The sequence below is a fragment of the Sphingomonas sp. DMC8 genome (assembly GCF_056314185.1).
The window spans coordinates 529957-548931 of sequence record NZ_JBQUYV010000001.1; the positions used below are offsets into that span (position 1 = coordinate 529957).

Annotated in this window: 17 protein-coding genes; 7 read left to right on the top strand and 10 right to left on the bottom strand. The window is 65.2% G+C overall.

Annotated features, from left to right (window positions below):
- Positions 1–74 precede the first annotated feature (74 nt).
- Positions 75–473, top strand: coding sequence for a c-type cytochrome (locus ACT53K_RS02560; protein WP_476226963.1), 399 nt, complete (start codon positions 75–77; stop codon positions 471–473).
- 45 nt (positions 474–518) lie between these two features.
- On the opposite strand, the gene ACT53K_RS02565 is transcribed toward ACT53K_RS02560, so the two are convergent.
- The 3 genes from ACT53K_RS02565 to ACT53K_RS02575 all read right to left on the bottom strand — a co-directional run bounded on the left by ACT53K_RS02565 (position 519) and on the right by ACT53K_RS02575 (position 2781).
- Positions 519–710, bottom strand: coding sequence for a hypothetical protein (locus ACT53K_RS02565; protein WP_476226964.1), 192 nt, complete (start codon positions 708–710; stop codon positions 519–521).
- Between the two features lie 70 nt (positions 711–780).
- A complete protein-coding gene (locus ACT53K_RS02570) occupies positions 781–993 on the bottom strand; it encodes a cold-shock protein (RefSeq protein ID WP_476226965.1) in 213 nt (70 codons plus the stop codon).
- 471 nt (positions 994–1464) lie between these two features.
- Positions 1465–2781, bottom strand: a complete 1317-nt coding sequence (locus tag ACT53K_RS02575; RefSeq protein ID WP_476226966.1) for a hypothetical protein — start codon at positions 2779–2781, stop codon at positions 1465–1467.
- A gap of 760 nt (positions 2782–3541) precedes the next feature.
- On the opposite strand from ACT53K_RS02575, the gene ACT53K_RS02580 reads away from it, so the two are divergent.
- Positions 3542–3709, top strand: coding sequence for a hypothetical protein (locus ACT53K_RS02580; RefSeq protein WP_476226967.1), 168 nt, complete (start codon positions 3542–3544; stop codon positions 3707–3709).
- 37 nt (positions 3710–3746) lie between these two features.
- Here the strand turns inward: ACT53K_RS02580 and relB are convergent, their stop codons facing one another.
- On the bottom strand, positions 3747–3923 hold the full coding sequence (gene relB / locus ACT53K_RS02585) for a type II toxin-antitoxin system RelB family antitoxin (RefSeq protein ID WP_476226968.1): 177 nt from the start codon (positions 3921–3923) through the stop codon (positions 3747–3749).
- 119 nt (positions 3924–4042) lie between these two features.
- On the opposite strand from relB, the gene ACT53K_RS02590 reads away from it, so the two are divergent.
- Positions 4043–4699, top strand: a complete 657-nt coding sequence (locus ACT53K_RS02590) for a BglII/BstYI family type II restriction endonuclease (protein ID WP_476226969.1) — start codon at positions 4043–4045, stop codon at positions 4697–4699.
- A 3-nt stretch (positions 4700–4702) separates the two neighbouring features.
- Here ACT53K_RS02590 and ACT53K_RS02595 read toward each other — a convergent pair whose 3' ends face one another.
- From ACT53K_RS02595 to uvrA, 3 genes are read right to left on the bottom strand one after another with little or no spacing between them, the layout of a single operon-like run.
- Positions 4703–5359, bottom strand: coding sequence for an MT-A70 family methyltransferase (locus ACT53K_RS02595; RefSeq protein ID WP_476226970.1), 657 nt, complete (start codon positions 5357–5359; stop codon positions 4703–4705).
- Between the two features lie 54 nt (positions 5360–5413).
- Positions 5414–5614 (bottom strand): hypothetical protein, encoded by a 201-nt coding sequence (locus ACT53K_RS02600; RefSeq protein ID WP_476226971.1) that lies wholly within the window; start codon positions 5612–5614, stop codon positions 5414–5416.
- Positions 5615–5660: 46 nt separating this feature from the next.
- Positions 5661–8690, bottom strand: a complete 3030-nt coding sequence (gene uvrA, locus ACT53K_RS02605; protein ID WP_476226972.1) for an excinuclease ABC subunit UvrA — start codon at positions 8688–8690, stop codon at positions 5661–5663.
- Between the two features lie 217 nt (positions 8691–8907).
- Between uvrA and ACT53K_RS02610 the strand changes: the two genes are divergently transcribed.
- The 3 genes from ACT53K_RS02610 to ACT53K_RS02620 all read left to right on the top strand — a co-directional run bounded on the left by ACT53K_RS02610 (position 8908) and on the right by ACT53K_RS02620 (position 15187).
- Complete coding sequence (locus tag ACT53K_RS02610) at positions 8908–12123, top strand: type ISP restriction/modification enzyme (protein ID WP_476226973.1); 3216 nt, start codon at positions 8908–8910, stop codon at positions 12121–12123.
- A complete protein-coding gene (locus ACT53K_RS02615; RefSeq protein WP_476226974.1) occupies positions 12116–13324 on the top strand; it encodes a restriction endonuclease in 1209 nt (402 codons plus the stop codon). The genes ACT53K_RS02610 and ACT53K_RS02615 overlap by 8 nt, the downstream gene beginning before the upstream one ends.
- 336 nt (positions 13325–13660) lie before the next feature.
- On the top strand, positions 13661–15187 hold the full coding sequence (locus ACT53K_RS02620; RefSeq protein WP_476226975.1) for a hypothetical protein: 1527 nt from the start codon (positions 13661–13663) through the stop codon (positions 15185–15187).
- Positions 15188–15193: 6 nt separating this feature from the next.
- On the opposite strand, the gene ACT53K_RS02625 is transcribed toward ACT53K_RS02620, so the two are convergent.
- The 3 genes from ACT53K_RS02625 to ACT53K_RS02635 all read right to left on the bottom strand — a co-directional run bounded on the left by ACT53K_RS02625 (position 15194) and on the right by ACT53K_RS02635 (position 16800).
- Positions 15194–15670, bottom strand: a complete 477-nt coding sequence (locus ACT53K_RS02625) for a vgr related protein (protein WP_476226976.1) — start codon at positions 15668–15670, stop codon at positions 15194–15196.
- A complete protein-coding gene (locus ACT53K_RS02630) occupies positions 15667–16119 on the bottom strand; it encodes a PH domain-containing protein (protein WP_476226977.1) in 453 nt (150 codons plus the stop codon). The genes ACT53K_RS02625 and ACT53K_RS02630 overlap by 4 nt, the downstream gene beginning before the upstream one ends.
- Before the next feature lie 249 nt (positions 16120–16368).
- Positions 16369–16800 (bottom strand): copper chaperone PCu(A)C, encoded by a 432-nt coding sequence (locus ACT53K_RS02635; RefSeq protein WP_476226978.1) that lies wholly within the window; start codon positions 16798–16800, stop codon positions 16369–16371.
- A gap of 171 nt (positions 16801–16971) precedes the next feature.
- Between ACT53K_RS02635 and dnaK the strand changes: the two genes are divergently transcribed.
- A complete protein-coding gene (gene dnaK, locus ACT53K_RS02640; RefSeq protein ID WP_476226979.1) occupies positions 16972–18882 on the top strand; it encodes a molecular chaperone DnaK in 1911 nt (636 codons plus the stop codon).
- Positions 18883–18975 lie beyond the last annotated feature (93 nt).

Consider the following 18975-nt stretch of genomic DNA (forward strand, 5'->3'; position numbering starts at 1 on the left):
CCGCTGCCCCCAACCATGCTGGAGCGCGCCCGGCGGCACCGCTCCGGTGTCCGCAAAATAGGGTGAAGAAGCTCATGACGATCCTCCCAAACCTGTCCGCCCCGGCGCTTGCCGCGGCCGTGCTGGCGCTTGGCGCCATCGCTGCCGGCCCGGCCAATGCCCAGGCCGATGCGGCGCAGGGCAAGCGCCTGTTCGCACGCTGTGCCACCTGCCACACCATCCAGGCGGGCCAGCCCGCGCGGATCGGCCCGAACCTGTACGGCGTCGTCGGCCGCAAGGCCGGTTCGGTGGCGAATTTCCGCTATTCGCCGCAGCTCAAAAAGTCCGGTCTGGTGTGGAACGAAGCCACGCTCGACCGCTGGATCACGCGCCCCAATGCAGTGGTGCCCGGCACGCTGATGGCGTTCCCCGGCGTGCCCAATGCGCAGGAGCGCAAGGCGATCATCGCCTATCTCAAAAAGCCGGTTCCCTGAGGACCGGCGGTGCCGCGTGCCCCTGGCGGGTGCGCGGCACGCAGTTCAGTCGCGCAGCGCAGCCTTTTCGGCTTCGTTGAGCGCGCGCTGGTTGGCGACGCGCTCCGAGCGCACGGCCATGCCCTGCCACGCGGCCTGGGCGCGCAGATGGCGGTCGCGGACATTGTCGAGATCGGCCTGGGCGGCCTGGGCACCGGCCTCGTCGGCGCGGGCGCGAAACAGTTCGGCTTCGGTCATCGGGCGGTGCTCCCGGTTCGAGGACAGGCGAAAAAGGCGGCCTCCCCGGGGGAAGCCGCCCTTCCGACAATCAGTCTGCGGCCTGCAGATTGACGGCCGCCATCTTGCCGCGGCGATCCTGTTCCAGCTCGTAGCTCACGCGCTGGTTCTGCTGCAGCGTCACCATGCCGGCGCGCTCCACGGCGGTGATGTGGACAAAGGCGTCGGTGCTGCCATTGTCCGGCGCGATGAAGCCATAGCCCTTGTCGGCATTGAAGAATTTGACGGTTCCGGTGATGGTCATGATGTTTTCCTTATGTAGGCGGCGCGCCCCGTGCGGGCGGACCTCGCGCTTCAGGGGCAGGGAAGGAAAACGGAGCCGCAAAGCACCAGAGACCAACGATTTGCGACTGTAGCAGGGGACATATGGGGCGCGGCGGCGGGATTGCAATGGGGGTGGCCCCGCGCTGGCGCGGCGGGGGCGATCGCATTGGCTTGTCCCCCTCACCCTTCCCCCCGTCTTCGGCGACGGGCCCCTTCCCTCTCCCACAAGGGGAGAGGGAGGGAGCCGCGAAGCGGCGGAAGGGTGAGGGGGACAGGGGCAGGCTAGGTTGTCCCCATCCTCCCCCGCCAGGGGGAGGTGTCAGGCGCAGCCTGACGGAGGGGGAGGATGCCGGGCCGGCTGCAGGGATTCCTCCCCCTCCGCCGCGCGCTGCGCGCCACCTCCCCCTGGCGGGGGAGGATGGGGAGTACGCACCGCCAGGTCATTCTCTCGTCATTCGCGCGCAGGCGGGAATCCATTGTCCTCGGCGCGGGGGGAAAGAACCGTCATTCCGGCGCCGGTCGATCCCCGCCCGCTCGGGGAGGACGATGACGCTGCGCGGCGGGCGTCTTTCCCCCGCGATGGCGCTGCGGGGATGACGGCTGGCAGCGAGGCCTTCGTCGCAGCGCCGGCGTCGCGCTCCGCCTCCACCTTCGCCTCAACCGCCTCAGCCTCAGCCTCAGCCTCCCCCTCTGCCTTCGCCTCCGCCGCCTCCTCCGCAAACCAGGCGTCGCGGGCGCGTTCGGCCTCCAGCCGCTGCGCCTCGCGTTCGGCGCGGAGCGGTGCCTCGATCACCTCGCGCTCCTCGGGCGAGAGCTCGCGCGAATAGCCTTCCTCGCCATATTCGCCCTCCTCCAGACCGTCGAAATAGTCGTCGGGCGGGAAGCTGGTGCGCCAGTCCATTGCCAGACTGTCCCACCAGACCGGGTCGCCATCGGGGTTGTCATAATCGCGAAGTTTAGGAAGTTGCGGTCCAGACGCAGTTTCTGCAACCGGTGCCGCGGCCGGCGCCGGTGCCGGGGCGAAGGCGAGCAGCCCCGCCGCTTCGGCCCGCGCCCAATCCTCTGCCGACCATTCGGCGCGCTTCGCCGGATCGAGATCGGCAACCGAGGCCGCCGCCGCGTCGCCGCGCCGCAGCCAGGCATCGGCACGGGCCAGCGCGCGGACGGGGGCGAGGTCGTCCGCCGCCGCCGCGTCCACGGCCTCCGGCGCCATCCGCCGCGCGAGGAACAGCCCGGCGCGCGCCGGCCCGCCTTCCTGCTCGACCAGATCGAGAAACTGGTCGAACTCGCCGGCCACCAGCCGCGCGGCGGCATGATCGGTGGTGCCCTCTGCGCTGTCCCCCAGCCGGTCGAGCCGGTCGAGCATCCGCATCGCCAGCCGGTTGTCGTGGCGCTGGCGGGTGATGGTGGAGCCGTCCGGCCGCGTGACCGTCTCGACGCTGCCGTGCACCGCGCGTTCGAGCAGCCGGTCCGCCAGATGCTCGCGCGCGAGCAGCATCGCCGCCTGCCAGCCAAGCGCGAACGCCGAGCCGCGCGCCGAACGCCGCAGCGCATAGGCCGACGTGACCGACATGCCGAGCGCGGCGCAGGCAAAGGTGATGGTGTGCCCCTCCGCCAGCATCTCCAGAAACTTGCGCTGCCGCTCCGCCGTCCAGCCATCGGCCCGCGCCGGGCGGGCGGGGGCGGGTTCGGGCTGGATCAGCGCATCGAGGCAGAACAGGTCGTCGCCATCGGGATGCGGCGGGAGGATTTCGGCAGATACGGACATGTCGCGTCTCCTGAAAGGCCAAGGCGACTCGTCAGATATGCCGGAACGGGGGCTGTAGGAAAGGATTTTGTTTCTGGTTTGTTCTTATTTGGGGCGCGGGTGATGTGGCGGCGGTGGAGGAAGAAGGGCTTTTGCGCGCGGAGGCGCGGAGAAGGGAGGAGGTTGCATACTTCAACCGCTCGCTGGCGAGGCAGGCGCCGACGTCTTCGCTGGCCGATAAGGCAACTCGGCGAGCAGTTCATCGACGCTAATGGAGGATACCAGCGCAGTTGAGGTTTACTCGTTATCGCAATGGGACCGAAATGAATGTTTTCGAGATTGACACTGCACCAATAAATTTGGTCGCCTCAGATGAGGTTCTGGTGCCTCGCTAGAAGAAAGGGATTGCCATGAGGGGGTTTTACGCCGCGGTATTTTCGGTCTCTGCGATCCTTGTCCCGCAGGTCGCTTTGGCCACTGACCCAGCCGCAGAGCAATATGCATATCAGCAGTGCTCGGGCGGCCAATGGGCTGAATTGGGCTATAGCAGTTTTAATCAATGCACTTACTATAAAATTCAAGAATATGAGATAAATCACATGTGATTGATTTTTTCATCATGAATTGATTGGGGAGTGGGTTAATTGGTCCTGAATGCCATCTTTGGAATCGACGAAAGCGCATATGGCATTCGGTCGTTTGGCCGGGAATAGGACGGGCAACTCGCCATTAATCTGCTCTCACTTGCGACATTCGCCAATGATGTGATCGTTGGTGCCATGTGCGACTTTTACGATGTGAGACTATCCTGTCGCGCCGATCGCTGTTTATCGATTTCGCGGCCGAGCCCGACGCAGCAGCCGCGCGGCTGGGGTTCAATACCAATCCGCACGATACCGCCGTGGCGGTGGAACACGGTCTGGGCGCGCTGCTGGTGCCGGGGGCCTAGGCACGGCGCGCCTTGGGTCGCCAGACCAACCGCAGCATCAGTTAGGCGTGCGTCCGTCGAGAACCGCCCGCAGATCGGCCATCACCTGATCGTGCGGTATGCTGGGTTCCGGGTCTGCAAGCGCCTGCGCCACCCTCTCGCGCACCCAGCGATCATGCGCCTCGGCCGCTTCGGTCGATTCGAACTCGGACTCGATGGGCGAGAGCTTGGCCATAGGGGGAATATAGCGCGGAAGCGCGGTCGGCAGAAGGGTTTTGCGCGCGGAGGGGGGTGTGAAGTGGGAGTGGCTAAGGGGGCTTGCTTAGCGCCGCTGCTAGTCTCTAGATCGAATATATGTCGACCCTGCATCTCGTTCCCGAAGATCTCCAGAAACTCTATCACGTTCGCGAGTGGCGAAACGCAACGGGCGTTCTTCAGACCGCGTGTCCGAACGAATGGGCTGACATTATCGATATTTTGCGCAATTTTCGACTTTTGCGATCTGAAGTCGAGGCGGCGGGGAAGAACCGCTCGCCAATTTCGCGGGCGATCGACAGCCAGTTTTACGAACGTGGCTGGGTGGAGAAGAAGTTTGAGACGTCGATCACCATCGACGCGGACACATTTGCGAGCCCAACGCACAAGGTCGATTGTTTCCGCGGGCGCGTTGCGCTTGAGCTGGAATGGAACAACAAGGATCCATTTTTCGACCGTGATCTAAATAATTTCCGGCTACTGTTCGATCTGCGAGCGATCGACGTCGGGGTTATCATAACCCGTGGAAGCGAATTGCAAGCGATCTTCAACTCGCTTGGCAAGGGCTCGTCTTATGGCAATTCCACCACGCACCATGAGAAGCTCTGGCCGCGTCTGGATGGCGGTGGAGGCGGCGGCTGTCCGGTTCTGACTTTTGCGATTACGCCGGAACTCTACGTCGACGATGGTCGGCCGAATGACCAGACCGTTGCCGCCATGCCAATCACCAGCGACGACAACGACGCGATCGCGTGAAGGCTATTCAGCGGCGATGTCTATGGCGCTGTTATAGCCATAGGTGTCCCACGTAGGCTTATAGCTTTCGTCCGCTTGATTACCCCACACAGTCCAGCCCTTGCGGGCGCCCCGGCTGAACATCTCCAGCCTCGGCCCCCAGCTGCATTCCTCGATGATGGGATATTGTTCGTCGGGCTTGCGGCTGTGTTCGCGCTTGCGCGACTGGATCATGTTGACTTGACTACGCCCCGGCGGGAGCGTGCGCGCGTTCTTCCCCTTCACGCCAAACAACAGGAGTTCGGTGACGTTACGAAAGTAGAAGCCAACACCGCGTCCATCCGATCCGCCATCCTTGCGGACTTTGTGCCAGACGATGTTCGAGATGTACCGGAACCCCCAACTATCCATCACCCGTAGTCCTTCGGGTAAAAGGGCGTTGGGAACCCAGAGATAGAGGTGCGACGGATCGGCGGCGATGTCGTCGACCGGGAGGGCGCAGATCTCGTCGAGCGTCATAGTGCCGTAGCGGTTGAGCCGTTTATGTTCGGGGGCAACCTTGCCGGTGCGATTTTGAAACTGCCACGGCGGGTCGGCGAGAATTGTGCCGAATTTTCGCCCCCGCGCGGTAGCGAGCAGGTCGATATGCGCGTCGATGGGGCTGGGTTCGGGCGGGAACATAATGGGATCTTGCCGTATGGGATCCGTGGCGTCAACGACGAAAGGACTGTGCCTTTAGCTCTTACCCCTAATTTCCTCGATAGCACTGAGTAGCGCCAGCTTGCTCGCGGTCCGGTTCTCCCCACCGTTTCGCGGTAAGTCCGGCAGGTTCAGCGCGGCGCGGCGGGCGGCGAGGCGGTGGCCGAGTTCGGCCATGTCGATCACTGGCGCGATCTCGTCCTGTTTGCCACCTATCGGTCCTTCGCTGGCCGTCATGCCCCTCTCCCCGGCCCTCTCCCCGCAAGCGGAGAGAGGGAGGCGGTTACTCCGCCGCCACCTTCGCCTTCCCCCGCTGGAGCAGCGGTGCCAGATACCGCCCGGTGTAACTCCCCGGCACCTTCGCCACCTGTTCCGGCGTGCCTTCGGCGACGATCTCGCCGCCTTTCACGCCGCCTTCGGGGCCGAGGTCCAGGATCCAGTCGGCGGTCTTGATGACGTCGAGATTGTGCTCGATCACCACCACCGTATTGCCCTGTTCCACCAGCGCGTGGAGCACTTCCAGCAGCTTGCGCACATCCTCGAAATGCAGGCCGGTGGTGGGTTCATCCAAAATATACAGCGTCTGGCCGGTGGCGCGGCGGGCGAGTTCCTTGGCGAGCTTTACCCGCTGCGCCTCGCCGCCCGACAGCGTCGTCGCCTGCTGGCCGACCTTGACATAGCCGAGGCCGACTTCGGCCAGCATCGCCATCTTGTCGCGGATCGGCGGCACGGCCTTGAAGAACTCGACCGCGTCCTCGACCGTCATGTCGAGCACGTCGGCGATCGACTTGCCCTTGAACTTCACCTCCAGCGTCTCGCGATTGTAGCGCGCGCCGTGGCACACGTCGCAGGTGACATAGACGTCGGGGAGGAAGTGCATCTCGATCTTGAGCACGCCGTCGCCCTGGCACGCCTCGCACCGGCCGCCCTTGACGTTGAAGCTGAACCGGCCGGGCTTGTAGCCGCGCGCCTGCGCCTCGGGGAGGCCGGCGAACCAGTCGCGGATGTTGGTGAAGGCGCCGGTATAGGTCGCGGGGTTGCTGCGCGGGGTGCGGCCGATCGGCGACTGGTCGATGTCGATCACCTTGTCGCAATGTTCGAGCCCGGTGATCCGGTCGTGCTTGCCGGCGAGCAGGCGGGCGCCGTTCAACTGGCGCGCGGCGGCGGCGTAGAGCGTGTCGAGCGTGAAGCTGGACTTGCCCGAGCCCGAGACGCCGGTGATGCAGGTGAAGGTGCCCAGCGGCAGGCTGGCCGTCACGCCCTTCAGGTTGTTGGCGGTGGCGTTGTGGACGGTGATTTTCTTGCCATTGCCCTTGCGGCGCCTGGCCGGCACGGCGACTTCGCGGGTGCCGTTCAGGTAATCGGCGGTGATGCTGCCTTCGGTGGCGAGCACTTCGGCGAGCGTGCCCTGTGCCACCACCTGGCCGCCATGGACGCCGGCGCCCGGCCCCATGTCGATCACATAATCGGCGGTGCGGATCGCATCCTCGTCATGCTCGACGACGAGCACGGTGTTGCCGAGGTCGCGCAGCCGCTTGAGCGTGGCGAGCAGCATGTCGTTGTCGCGCTGGTGCAGGCCGATGCTCGGCTCGTCGAGGACGTAGAGCACGCCCGAAAGCCCGCTGCCGATCTGGCTGGCGAGGCGGATGCGCTGGCTCTCGCCGCCCGAGAGCGTGCCCGAGGTGCGATCGAGGTTGAGATAATCGAGCCCGACATTGTTGAGGAAGCCGAGCCGCTCGTCGATTTCCTTGAGGATCGCGCGGGCGATCTCGCGCTGTTGCGGGGTTAGCGCCTCGGGCAGCGTCTGGAAGAAGGCGAGCGCGTCGACCACCGAGAGGCGGGTGGCATGGGCGATGTCCGCCCCGGCGATCTTCACCGCCAGCGCCTCGGGCTTCAGGCGGGCGCCGCCGCACACCTCGCACGGGTGGCTGGCCTGATATTTGGCCAGCTCCTCGCGCATCCAGGCACTTTCGGTCTGGATCATGCGGCGGTTGAGGTTGCCGATCACGCCCTCGAACGGCTTCTTCACGTCATAGCTCTTGCGGCCGTCGATGAAGGTGAGGGTGACGGGCTTGCCGCCGGTGCCGTGGAGGATGATGAGCTTCACTTCGCCGGGCAAGTCCTTCCACGGCGTGTCGAGGCTGAAGCCGAATTCGCGGGCGAGGCTGCCCAGCACCTGCATGTAATAAGGCGAGGGCGGGTTGGACTTGGCCCAGGGGACGATCGCGCCCTTCTTGATCGACAGGTCGTGGTTGGGGACGACGAGGTCTTCGTCGAACTCGAGCTTTTCGCCGAGGCCGTCGCACGCCGGGCAGGCGCCCTGCGGCGCGTTGAAGCTGAACAGGCGCGGCTCGATCTCCGGGATGGTGAAGCCGGAGACCGGGCAGGCGAATTTTTCCGAGAAGACGATGCGGTTGTCCGGGATGCCGGCGCCCTTGAGGTTCCCCTCCCGCTTGCGGGAGGGGCTAGGGGAGGGGATGTCCTGTCCGTCAATGGCGAAGGTCTGGGGGGCTTCGTGGACACTGCCCCTCTCCCCGACCCTCTCCCCGCCAGCGGGGAGAGGGAGATTGGCGCTTGCTTCCGCCACCGTCGCATCCACCAGGTCGACATAGGCCAGCCCGTCGGCCAGCTTCAGCGCGGTCTCGAAGCTTTCCGCCAGCCGGGTGGCGATGTCGTCGCGGACGACCAGCCGGTCGACCACCACTTCGATGTCGTGCTTGAACTTCTTGTCGAGCGCCGGGGCTTCCTCGATCAGATACGTCTCGCCGTCGATCCGCACGCGGCTGAACCCGGCCTTCTGCCACTCGGCGAGCTCCTTGCGATACTCGCCCTTGCGCCCGCGCACCACGGGGGCGAGCAGCAGCAGCCGCGTCCCCTCGGGCAGCGCCAGCACGCGGTCGACCATCTGGCTCACCGTCTGCGCGGCGATCGGCAGCCCGGTGGCGGGGGAATAGGGCACGCCCACCCGCGCCCAGAGCAGGCGCATGTAATCGTAAATCTCGGTAACCGTCGCCACCGTCGAGCGCGGGTTGCGGCTGGTGGTCTTCTGCTCGATCGAGATGGCGGGGCTCAGTCCCTCGATATGCTCGACATTGGGCTTCTGCATCAGCTCGAGGAACTGGCGCGCATAGGCCGAGAGCGATTCGACATAGCGCCGCTGCCCCTCGGCATAGATGGTGTCGAAGGCGAGGCTCGACTTGCCCGAGCCCGACAGCCCGGTGATCACCGTCAGCGTGTCGCGGGGAATGTCGATGTCGACGCCCTTGAGGTTGTGCTCGCGCGCGCCGCGGACGGAGATGGTGGTGAGTGCCATAGGGGAGGGTTCTAGCTTTGTTCTGAAAGGTTTTCCAGAGCGGAGATAGGGACGCCGGGCGGCATCTGCCACCTGACCCTTGCGCCATGCTGGGAGGCGACGCGGCATTACATCCAATCCGGCAGTAATGCCGCACCGCGCGGGGACTTGATGCCCGGCCCGCTTCCCGGCCAAAGAGGGGCGGGGGGATCGTTGAGTGCCCCGGGGGGAAGCATTTGTGGATATTGCAGGATATCTGAATCAAGTTCGCGCGGCATTTGAAAGCGGGCACGCGACCGAGCACAGTTATCGCCCCGCATTGCACGCGCTGTTCCAGTCGATCGACCCCGCGCTTACCGTCATCAACGAACCCAAGCGCGGCGACGCGGGCATGGTGGACTTCATGTTCGAGCGGAAAGGCGTTCCGTTCGGCTGGGCCGAGGCCAAGGACATCGACAAGGATGTCATCAAGCTGAAGGGCTATTCGATCGAGCAGCGCAAACGCTACGAAAAAGCCTATCCCAACCTGATCTACACCAACGGCGTCGATTTCGAGTTCATCCGCGAAGGCACCAGCGTGCACTTCGTGTCGATCGCTGATTTCGTAATGGGCCTCCAGCCCAATCCGGACAAGTTCGAGGAACTGGAACGGCAGCTTCGGCTGTTCGCGGAAGTAAAGCCGATCAGCATCCGTTCCGCTGCCAAGCTGGCAGAGATGATGGCGGCCAAGGCGGCGATCATCAAGGACGAGATCGCGATCGCGCTGGCCGACCAGGCGGAGGCGCGCAAGGGCCTGGAAGGCCAGTATAAGAGCTTCAAGGCCAACCTGCTGCCCAATCTGACGCCGGACGAGTTCGCGGACATTTATGCCGAGACGATCACCTATGGCATGTTCGCCGCGCGCTTCCATGACGACGATCTGAACACCTTCAGTCGACAGGAGGCGATGGACGATCTGCCCGCGTCCAACCCGTTCCTGAAGGGGCTGTTCGAATATATCGCGGGGCCGGCGCTCCCGAAGCGCCTGATCTATATCGTCGACGATCTGGTGGCGCTGATGCGCGCCAGCGATCCGCATTCGCTGTTCGAGAAATACGGCCAGTTCACCGCGCGCAACGACCCGTTCGTGCACTTCTACGAAGACTTCCTTGCCGCCTATAACCCCAAGAAGCGCAAGAGCCGGGGCGTATGGTACACGCCCGAGCCGGTGGTGGACTTCATCATGCGCGCCGTGGACGATGTGCTCAAAACCGAGTTCGGGCTGGCGGATGGTCTGGCGGATACGAGCAAGGTGACGGTCGATTGGGACACCGGCACCAACGATCCCAAGACCGGCAAGCCCGCGACGATCAAGAGGGATGTCCACAAGGTTCAAATCCTCGACCCGGCGACCGGCACCGGCACCTTCCTGGCCAAGGCGGTGCAACTGATCTCCGATCGAGTGAAGGCGCGCGCGCCGGGCAAATGGTCCGGCTATGTCGAGCAGGACCTGTTGCCGCGCCTGCATGGCTTCGAGCTGCTGATGGCGAGCTATGCCATGTGCCACATGAAGCTGGACATGCAGTTGGCGCAGACCGGGTACAAGCCGAGCGCCAATCCGCCGCGGCTCTCGGTGTGGTTGACCAATGCACTGGAGCCTGCCGAGCGGGAAGTGCGCGACCTGTTCTTTGCGCCGCTGGCTGAGGAAGCACGCGGCGCGAGCGAGGTGAAGCGCCAGACCCCGATCATGTGCGTAATCGGGAATCCGCCTTACTCGGGAGAGAGTGCGAACAAGGGTGATTGGATCGACGCGCTTATGGATGTCTACAAACGCGAACCGGGTGGGAAGGAGAAGCTGAAAGAGAAAAATTCAAAATGGATAAGCAAGGATGAGCACAAATTCTTGCGACTCGCGTCGCACTATATCGAACGTAACGGCGAAGGTGTATTGGGCTTCATTACGAGCCACGGGTACCTATCAGACCCTACGCTTCGCGGCATGCGCTGGGAGATGCTTCGTGCTTTCGACCAGATTCATGTGCTCGATCTCCATGGTAACACTAACAAAAAGGAGCGAGCGCCAGACGGCACGAACGACAAGAACGTTTTCGACATCATGCAGGGGGTGGCGATTGTTGTGGCGTGGCGTCGCAAGGGTGGGTCCAAAGGACTAGCCAGTGTCTCACATTCAGAACTCTGGGGTAGCAGAGATGTGAAGAACCAAGCCCTTTGGTCCGGATCAATCAATTCAAATGCTTGGGAACCGCTTGTCCCCTGCGCTCCCAGGTATCCGTTTACCCCTACCGACCGTGGCCTAAATGAAGGTTATGAGGCGGGCATTTCGCTCGATCAGCTCTTTCGAGTGTTGGGCAATGGTATCGTAACAAAGCGCGATCGGCTGTGTATACAGGCAACACCAAACGATGTCTGGCAGTCGATGTTGGCCTTTCGCGATGATCCGGAAGCGGTTGTCCGAAAGCGCTATGGAATTGCGCCAGATGTCAGGGACTGGCGCTATGAGTGGGCAAAAGCTGACGTTCTTGCTCACTTTGATGAGGGCAAAATTACGCAGATCAATTATAGGCCGTTCGACTCTCGCTTCATGCTGTACACCGGCAACGCCAGAGGATTCGTTGGATGGCCGGTTCGGCAGGTCATGGCCAACTACCTCGGTGGTGCGAATATCGGGTTGCTGGCACCGAAGGCGAATCGCGACACGCAATTTGCCCATGCATTCATCACGGACCATCCATCAGAAGCAATTTTTTTGTCTGGAACTACCGGCTCGAACGCAATGAACATGCCGCTCTACATTTATCCCGACGTGGAGGCGGCACAGCCCGATGTCTTCGCTGCGAAGCAGCGCACCCTAAACTTCGACCCCAAACGCTATGCCGCCATCTGCACTGCCGCCGGAATCGATCCCGCCAACCAGGCCGGCCCGGAAGACGATTTCCGCGCCGCCACCGGCGATGCGCGGCCGAGCGAGGTCAAGGTCTTCGACTATATCTATGGCGTGCTGCACGCGCCCAATTATCGCGAGACCTATGCCGAGTTCCTGAAGGTCGACTTCCCGCGCATCCCCTATCCCGCCTCGCCGGACGTGTTCGCGCGGGTGAGTGCGAAGGGGGAGGCCCTTCGCCGACTGCACCTTATGGAGCCCGCCGCGATCGGCGACACGCCCTATCCGTTCGAAGTTGAGGGCGATGATGTGGTGGCGACGGGCTATCCGAAGTTCGAGGACGGCAAGGTCTGGATCAACGCCGACCAGTATTTCGCCAACGTGCCCGCCATCGCCTGGGGCTTTCCGATCGGTGGATACCAGCCCGCGCAGAAATGGCTGAAGGACCGGCGCGGCCGGACACTCAGCTGGGATGACATCGGCCATTATCAGAAGATCGTCAAAATCCTGACCGAGACGGATCGGATCATGGGCGAAATCGAGCTGCCGCTGGAAGAGGCCGTCGATGGATAACCCGCCCGCGAAGATCGTCCGCGCGCCGCTGTTTCCGCTCTACAGCGAATTGCGCGCCTGTATGTGGGCATGGGACGGCGAGCGGGTGCAGGCGGTGCGCGAGATGATGTCGACCATCTGGTCGATGACCGGCACGCCGCAGGACCCGGTCGACTGGTCCGACCCCGATGCCTGGATTCCTGCGCGGCTGGCCGGGGAGAATCGGCGGCTGGCGGAAAAGCTATGGGCGATGAGCGGGCGCACGGCGAACCCCCGCCACGTCTATGGCTGTTACCTGCTGATCGGTTCGCAGCAACTGCTGGCCAGGGTGCGCGACATGTACCGGGTGGAGGCGCGCGGGGCGGCGTTTCTGGCCGGCGATCCGGCGATCGTGGCGGAAGTGGACCGGGCCGAAGGGATACCGCGGCTGCTGGCGCTGGTGTCGCAAAAGGCGCAGGCGAAGCGCGGCGATCTGTTGCCCGACTGGAGCAACTATCTGCTGCAGGTCTCCAAATTCTCCAAGCCTTCGACCTTCAAGGACACGTTGCGGCGGCGATTGATCAACCTGGTCGAGCGCGGGCTGCTCGATCGCGACGGCAACAGCTATTCGATCACTGCCAGCGGGGCCGCCTATCTGGCGCAACTGGGTGAGCCGGCGCCGTTGCAGCCGGCGGCGGGCGGCAACGAGATCGACGTCGCGACGGCGCTCAACGCGCATAATGCGAAACAGCGCGAGGCGATGCACGCGCGGCTGATGGCGCTGACACCCTATGCCTTCGAGCACTTCGTCAAGGAACTGCTGGAGGCGATGGACTATGAGAATGTCGAGGTGACGAAGCAGAGCGGCGACCGGGGTGTGGATGTCGTCGCCAATTTCCAGTTCGGCATTACCGAGATCAAGGAAGTGGTGCAGGTGAAGCGCACCGAGCAGACGATCACGCGCCCGGTGATCGACCAGTTGCGCGGGGCATTGCCCTATCATGGCGCGATCCGGGGCACGCTGATCACGCTGGGGCGCTTTGCCAAGGGGGTGGAGCAATCGGCGCTGTTTCCGGGCGCGGCGCCGATCACGCTGATCGACGGCAAACGGCTGCTCGAACTAACCGAAAAGCACGGCGTCGGGCTGCGCAAGAAGACGCTGTCGATGCTGGAAATCGACGAGGCCTTTTTCGCGGAGAACGAACCCGCGGCAGAGGCGGAGGTGGAGGAAGTGATACTCTGAGCGGCAGGGCAGGGGTGAGGCCGGCCCCCGCGCGAACGCCCGAAACGTTTCCGGGTATCTGCCGGCAGCGCCCGATGTCCGGCCCCGGCGTTTATCGTAGCGGCCGCGTTTTTGCAGGCAAGGCGGCGTCGACCGGCCCGATGTTTTTGCAGGCAAGGCGGCGTCGACCGGCCCGATGCGCGCGCCTTGTGCAGGGAATATCGGGCGGCGCACGCTGCTTGTGACAAATGCGGCGCAGCATTGCCGCGCAGCATTGCCGCGAAATATTTTGTCATCGGTCAGTCATCATTCATGCCGGCGCGTTTAGGTACAGCGGGAAACTGGGGAAGGCGCGCCGTGACACTCGGGCATAACTTTCGAACATCGCTTGCGCCGCTGGTGGCGGTGCTGCTGATCGGCGGGACCGCCGCGCCGGCGCTGGCGCAGACCCGCAGCGTGGTGACGGCGCGTTCCGAGGACGCGGCGGACTTTGCGCTGATCGACCGGGCGCGCAGCCTGTGGGACACGATCGGCGACGCGCCGCCCGACTACAGCTTTTCCTATGGCAGCGTGCGCCCCTGGGCGTGGCAGGTGCAGGGCGGCTTCTGGGTGGTGGCGGAGCCGGACCCGGACGGGCTGCGCACCTGGTTCTTTGCGCCCGGCGCGCGCGGGCCGTTTCTGGTGCGGCTGCCCGATCGCAGCTTTGGCTATCGCGACGGCCGGGTGGCGATGGTCTATACCGCCGATGGCGGGCCGATGCCCGAGAGCGAGGCGCTGGACAGCATCGACGAGGGCACGGCGCTCTATGCGCGCGGCAAGCGGCTGATGGCGGCGCTGCTCGACCGGCAATGGGCGCCGATCGACGGCGACCAGTGGTTCGACACGCAGTTCGTGTTCCTCGAACTCGAACAGCAATGGGACAATGGCTGGATGCGCTATCCCGGCTGGCAGCGCTATAGCGCCAGCCCCGCCTCGATCGCCGCGCAGCAGCGGTGGGAGGCGGAGCGGCGCCGGCGGCAGGCGCTGGCCGATGCCTATCGGCGCTGGCGCGACAGCGGATTCCAGGGGCCGCCGCCGCCGGGGCTGGGGCATCACTGGCATCACCAGCCCGGTGGGCCGGGCGGCGCGGGGCCGCTGCCGCCGCCGCGTCCCGGTACGCCGGGCTATCCGGGCAAGCCGCCGAACCGTCCGGATCGCCCCGGGCGGCCGGATGGTCCCGCGCGGCCCGACCGGCCGGCGGTGCCGTACAGCGGCCCGCCTTTCCCGCCGAACAACGCCGTGCCCGCGCCCGGTCGCCCCTGGCCCGGCCGGCCGACGCGCCCGGCCGTGCCCGATGCGACCAATCCAGCCACGCCGCCGCCCACTGCGCCGCGCCCGTGGCATGGGCCCGATCCGGACCAGCCGGGCGGGCCGAGGCCGGGCTGGCCGAACCGCCCCGATGGCGGCGTGCGCCCGGACCGGCCGGGCTGGCACCATCTGCCGCAGCCGCCTGCGTCCGGCGTGACGCTGCCATCGACCGCGGCACCCGCGCCGGCGCCTGCGCCTGCTCCGGCCGCGCCGCCGGCGGGGCAGCCACAGCCGGCGCGCGGCGGCCATGCCTGGACCTCGCCCGGCTGGACGCGGCAGCAGCGGCCGACGCTCGACGATGTGCCGTCGGCACGCCCGCAGCCGGCGCGTCCGGCCGATGTGCCCCGGCCGCAGCCCCAGTCTCAGCCGCAGCCGCAGTTCCAGCGCCCGGCCGATGCGGCGCGGCCCGATCCGGCGCCGGCTGCGCCCACGCGGCCGGTGTTCCATCCGGCGCCGTCCGGCCCGTCGCGCGCCGCCCCGGCGCCCTCGCGCCCGACGATGCAGCCCAAGGTGGAGCGGAACGACCCGAAACGCTGAGGCTGCTCAGCCGATGCGGGCGGGGACGAACGGCAGCAGCGCCTCCAGCACGCCGGGTTCGGGCGCGCCGGGCGCGGTGGCGCCGTGGCGGTGGAGAAAGGCGTGGCGGACGATCTCCGCCTGCTGCTCGATACCGTAGCGGGCGAACAGCCGGCCGGGATCGAAGCGATAGCGATACCGGCAAAAGGGATGGCGGCGCAGCGGCAGGAACAGCCCGGCCTGATGCTGCCAGACATGCACCATCTCGTGCACGAACAGGCCCTGCAGCCCGAGCGGCGCTGCGGCGAAATCGTCCCGGTACAGGCCGCCTTCCGGGTGGAAATGGATGGTGCCCAGCGGCGCCATCGTCACATGGCGCGGCTGGAAGAACGCCCATGGCCGGTGCGCCACCCGCACCCGGGCATAGTCGATCGCGTGGCCGAAGATCGTGGCGGCGAGGCGGGTCTCGCCATGGGTCAGGGGGCGGGAGGCGGGGGCGCTCACCCCTGGGCGTAGGAATCCGGCGCCATGTCGAACTCGCGCACCCCGCGCAGGCGGCGGGCATTGTTGACGAGCTCGCGCAGCTTTTCGCGCCGTTCGCGGGCATGTTCGACGTCGCGGATCACCAGCGGCTCCTTGTGCGTCGTCTCGTCCGACGAAGTGATGGTGATGCGGCCGATGCCGGCGATCTGGTTGACGATCGAAAAGTCGAGCCGCACGTCCTTCACCCGGTACAGCTCGATCTCGTCGATCGATTTGTTGATGATGCCGCGATAGAGGATCAGCCGGTCCTCGGTGACTTCATAGAGCGTCGCCTGGTTGGCGATCCAGCGCACCGCGATGAGGATGAAGCCGATACCGACCAGACAGAGCAACAGCGTGCCCCAGCCGGCAAAGGAACCCTTGAGCCAGCCCGCGGTAGAGGGGCGGAAACGATCGATCAGCTTCGTCATGCACGCGATCATAGCGCAGGTGTATTACGCTGCAATGGCGGGGTGGGGGGGCTTGCGGTGAAGGATGCGTTCCCCTCCCGCTTGCGGGAGGGGTCAGGGGAGGGGATGGCGCGTTCGCGGGTAGGCCGGCCTGATGTGGAGCGGCTATTCTTACTTCGGCGCTGGTTCCAGTTCCCGGTTTTCAGCCCCTCCCCCGACCCCTCCCGCAAGCGGGAGGGGAGCGAAAGCGCCGAAGCGGCGAGCCGAACCCTAGCGCGCGTCGCCGGGGGCGACGACTTCGGCGTTGACCGTCAGCGTCTTGCCGCTGGCGAAGCTGAGCATCAGCGGCGCATGGTCGCCCGCCTTCACCTTCGGCGCGAGCGAGAAGAGCATCACATGCCGCCCGCCCGGCGCGAACGTCACCTTGGTGCCGGCGGGGACGGGCACGTCCTTCAGCGGCGCCATCGCCATCATGCCATGGCCGTCCTTCATGCTGGCGTGCATTTCCGCCTTGAGCGCGAAGGGGGCCGATACCGCGACCAGCGTGTCGTCCGCCTTGCCGCCGGTGATCGTGAAATAGGCCGCGCCCGGCTGGCCCGTGACGGCAGGCAGGCGCACCCAGGCGCCATCTGCCTTCACGTCCGCAGCGGGGCTGCACGCCGCCAGTGACGCTGCCGTAACGATTGCCAACAGAGCCCGCATGTCACCGCCCTCCCAATCCGGGATTCTGCATAGAAACCTGTGCGTCTTGCGGCAAGCTTCAGCGCACCTATATCCGATCGCGTAGCTTCGTTCCCGGGTCGCCTCTTTTGGGGCCGCGGGGCGGGCAAGTGTTTGAAACTCCTATTTTGACTCTGGGGGCCAACGAGGACCATGGCTAAAGTTATCGGTATCGATCTGGGCACGACCAACAGCTGCGTCGCGGTGATGGAAGGCGGCAAGCCCAAGGTGATCGAGAATGTTGAAGGCGCGCGCACCACGCCGTCGATCGTCGCCTTCGCCAAGGATGGCGAGCGGCTGATCGGCCAGCCGGCCAAGCGCCAGGCGGTGACCAACCCGGACAACACCGTGTTCGCCGTGAAGCGCCTGATCGGCCGCCGTTTCGACGATCCCGTGACCAAGAAGGACACCGAGCTGGTGCCCTATACGATCGTGCGCGGCTCGAACGGCGACGCATGGGTGAATGCCGGCGGCGAGGATTACAGCCCGTCGCAGATCAGCGCCTTCATCCTGCAGAAGATGAAGGAAACCGCCGAGAGCTATCTGGGCGAGAGCGTGACGCAGGCGGTGATTACCGTCCCGGCCTATTTCAACGACGCCCAGCGCCAGGCGACCAAGGACGCCGGCAAGATCGCCGGCCTCGAAGTGCTGCGCATCATCAACGAGCCGACCGCGGCGGCGCTGGCGTACGGCCTCGACAAGGACAACAACAAGACCATCGCGGTCTATGACCTTGGCGGCGGCACCTTCGACATCTCGATCCTCGAGATCGGCGACGGCGTGTTCGAAGTGAAGGCGACCAATGGCGACACCTTCCTGGGCGGCGAGGATTTCGACTCCAAGCTGGTCCAGTTCCTGGCCGACGAGTTCAAGAAGGCCGAAGGCATCGACCTGACCAAGGACAAGCTGGCGCTGCAGCGGCTGAAGGAAGCCGCCGAAAAGGCGAAGATCGAGCTGAGCTCGGCCCAGACCACCGAAGTCAACCTGCCCTTCATCACTGCCGACCAGAACGGCCCGAAGCATCTGGTGAAGACCATCAGCCGCGCCGAGCTGGAGCGTCTGGTCGACGACCTGATCCAGCGCACGCTGGAGCCGTGCCGCAAGGCGCTGGCCGATGCGGGCGTGAAGGCTGCCGGCATCGACGAAGTGGTGCTGGTCGGCGGCATGACCCGCATGCCGAAGGTGCGCCAGGTCGTGAAGGACTTCTTCGGCAAGGAACCGCACACCGGCGTGAACCCGGACGAAGTCGTCGCCATCGGTGCGGCGATCCAGGCCGGCGTGCTGCAGGGCGACGTGAAGGACGTGCTGCTGCTCGACGTGACTCCGCTGAGCCTCGGCATCGAGACGCTGGGCGGCGTGTTCACCCGCATGATCGACCGCAACACGACCATCCCGACCAAGAAGTCGCAGGTCTACTCCACCGCTGACGACAATCAGCAGGCGGTGACGATCCGCGTCTTCCAGGGCGAGCGCGAAATGGCGGCGGACAACAAGCTGCTCGGCCAGTTCGACCTGGTCGGCATTCCGCCGGCGCCGCGCGGCGTGCCGCAGATCGAAGTCACGTTCGACATCGACGCGAACGGCATCGTCAACGTGTCGGCCAAGGACAAGGGCACCGGCAAGGAACAGCAGATCCGCATCCAGGCCTCGGGCGGTCTTTCGGACAACGACATCGAGCAGATGGTGCGCGATGCCGAGAAGTTCGCCGAAGAGGACAAGAAGCGGCGTGCTGCGGCCGAAGCCAAGAACAATGCCGAGAGCCTGGTCCACACCACCGAACGCCAGCTTGCAGAGAATGGCGACAAGGTCGATGCGGCGCTGAAGGGCGAGATCGAGGCGGCGATCGCCGATACCAAGTCGGCGATCGAGAGCGGCGATGCCGATGCGATGACCGCCAAGGCGCAGAACCTCGCCCAGGTGGCGATGAAGCTGGGCCAGGCGATCTATGAGAAGCAGGCTGCCGAAAACGCCTCGCCGAACGCAGGCGCTGCGGCTGGCGAACATGCCGGCGGCGAGGAAGTGGTCGACGCCGAGTTCTCGGAAGTGGACGACAACAAGGCGTAACGGATGAACCCGGGCCGTCATGCCAGCGGAAGCTGGCATCTCCCGCCGCGCAGCCCGCGGTTGGAGACCCCAGCTTTCGCTGGGGTGACGGCC

Coding starts and splice junctions, on each gene's coding strand:
- ACT53K_RS02635 (WP_476226978.1), bottom strand. CDS start 16,800: ATGCGGGCTCTGTTGGCAATCGTTACGGCAGCGTCACTGGCGGCGTGC.
- ACT53K_RS02570 (WP_476226965.1), bottom strand. CDS start 993: ATGACCATCACCGGAACCGTCAAATTCTTCAATGCCGACAAGGGCTAT.
- uvrA (WP_476226972.1), bottom strand. CDS start 8,690: ATGGCACTCACCACCATCTCCGTCCGCGGCGCGCGCGAGCACAACCTC.
- ACT53K_RS02600 (WP_476226971.1), bottom strand. CDS start 5,614: ATGACGGCCAGCGAAGGACCGATAGGTGGCAAACAGGACGAGATCGCG.
- ACT53K_RS02575 (WP_476226966.1), bottom strand. CDS start 2,781: ATGTCCGTATCTGCCGAAATCCTCCCGCCGCATCCCGATGGCGACGAC.
- ACT53K_RS02590 (WP_476226969.1), top strand. CDS start 4,043: ATGTCGACCCTGCATCTCGTTCCCGAAGATCTCCAGAAACTCTATCAC.
- ACT53K_RS02630 (WP_476226977.1), bottom strand. CDS start 16,119: ATGACGAAGCTGATCGATCGTTTCCGCCCCTCTACCGCGGGCTGGCTC.
- ACT53K_RS02595 (WP_476226970.1), bottom strand. CDS start 5,359: ATGTTCCCGCCCGAACCCAGCCCCATCGACGCGCATATCGACCTGCTC.
- ACT53K_RS02565 (WP_476226964.1), bottom strand. CDS start 710: ATGACCGAAGCCGAACTGTTTCGCGCCCGCGCCGACGAGGCCGGTGCC.
- relB (WP_476226968.1), bottom strand. CDS start 3,923: ATGGCCAAGCTCTCGCCCATCGAGTCCGAGTTCGAATCGACCGAAGCG.
- dnaK (WP_476226979.1), top strand. CDS start 16,972: ATGGCTAAAGTTATCGGTATCGATCTGGGCACGACCAACAGCTGCGTC.
- ACT53K_RS02615 (WP_476226974.1), top strand. CDS start 12,116: ATGGATAACCCGCCCGCGAAGATCGTCCGCGCGCCGCTGTTTCCGCTC.
- ACT53K_RS02560 (WP_476226963.1), top strand. CDS start 75: ATGACGATCCTCCCAAACCTGTCCGCCCCGGCGCTTGCCGCGGCCGTG.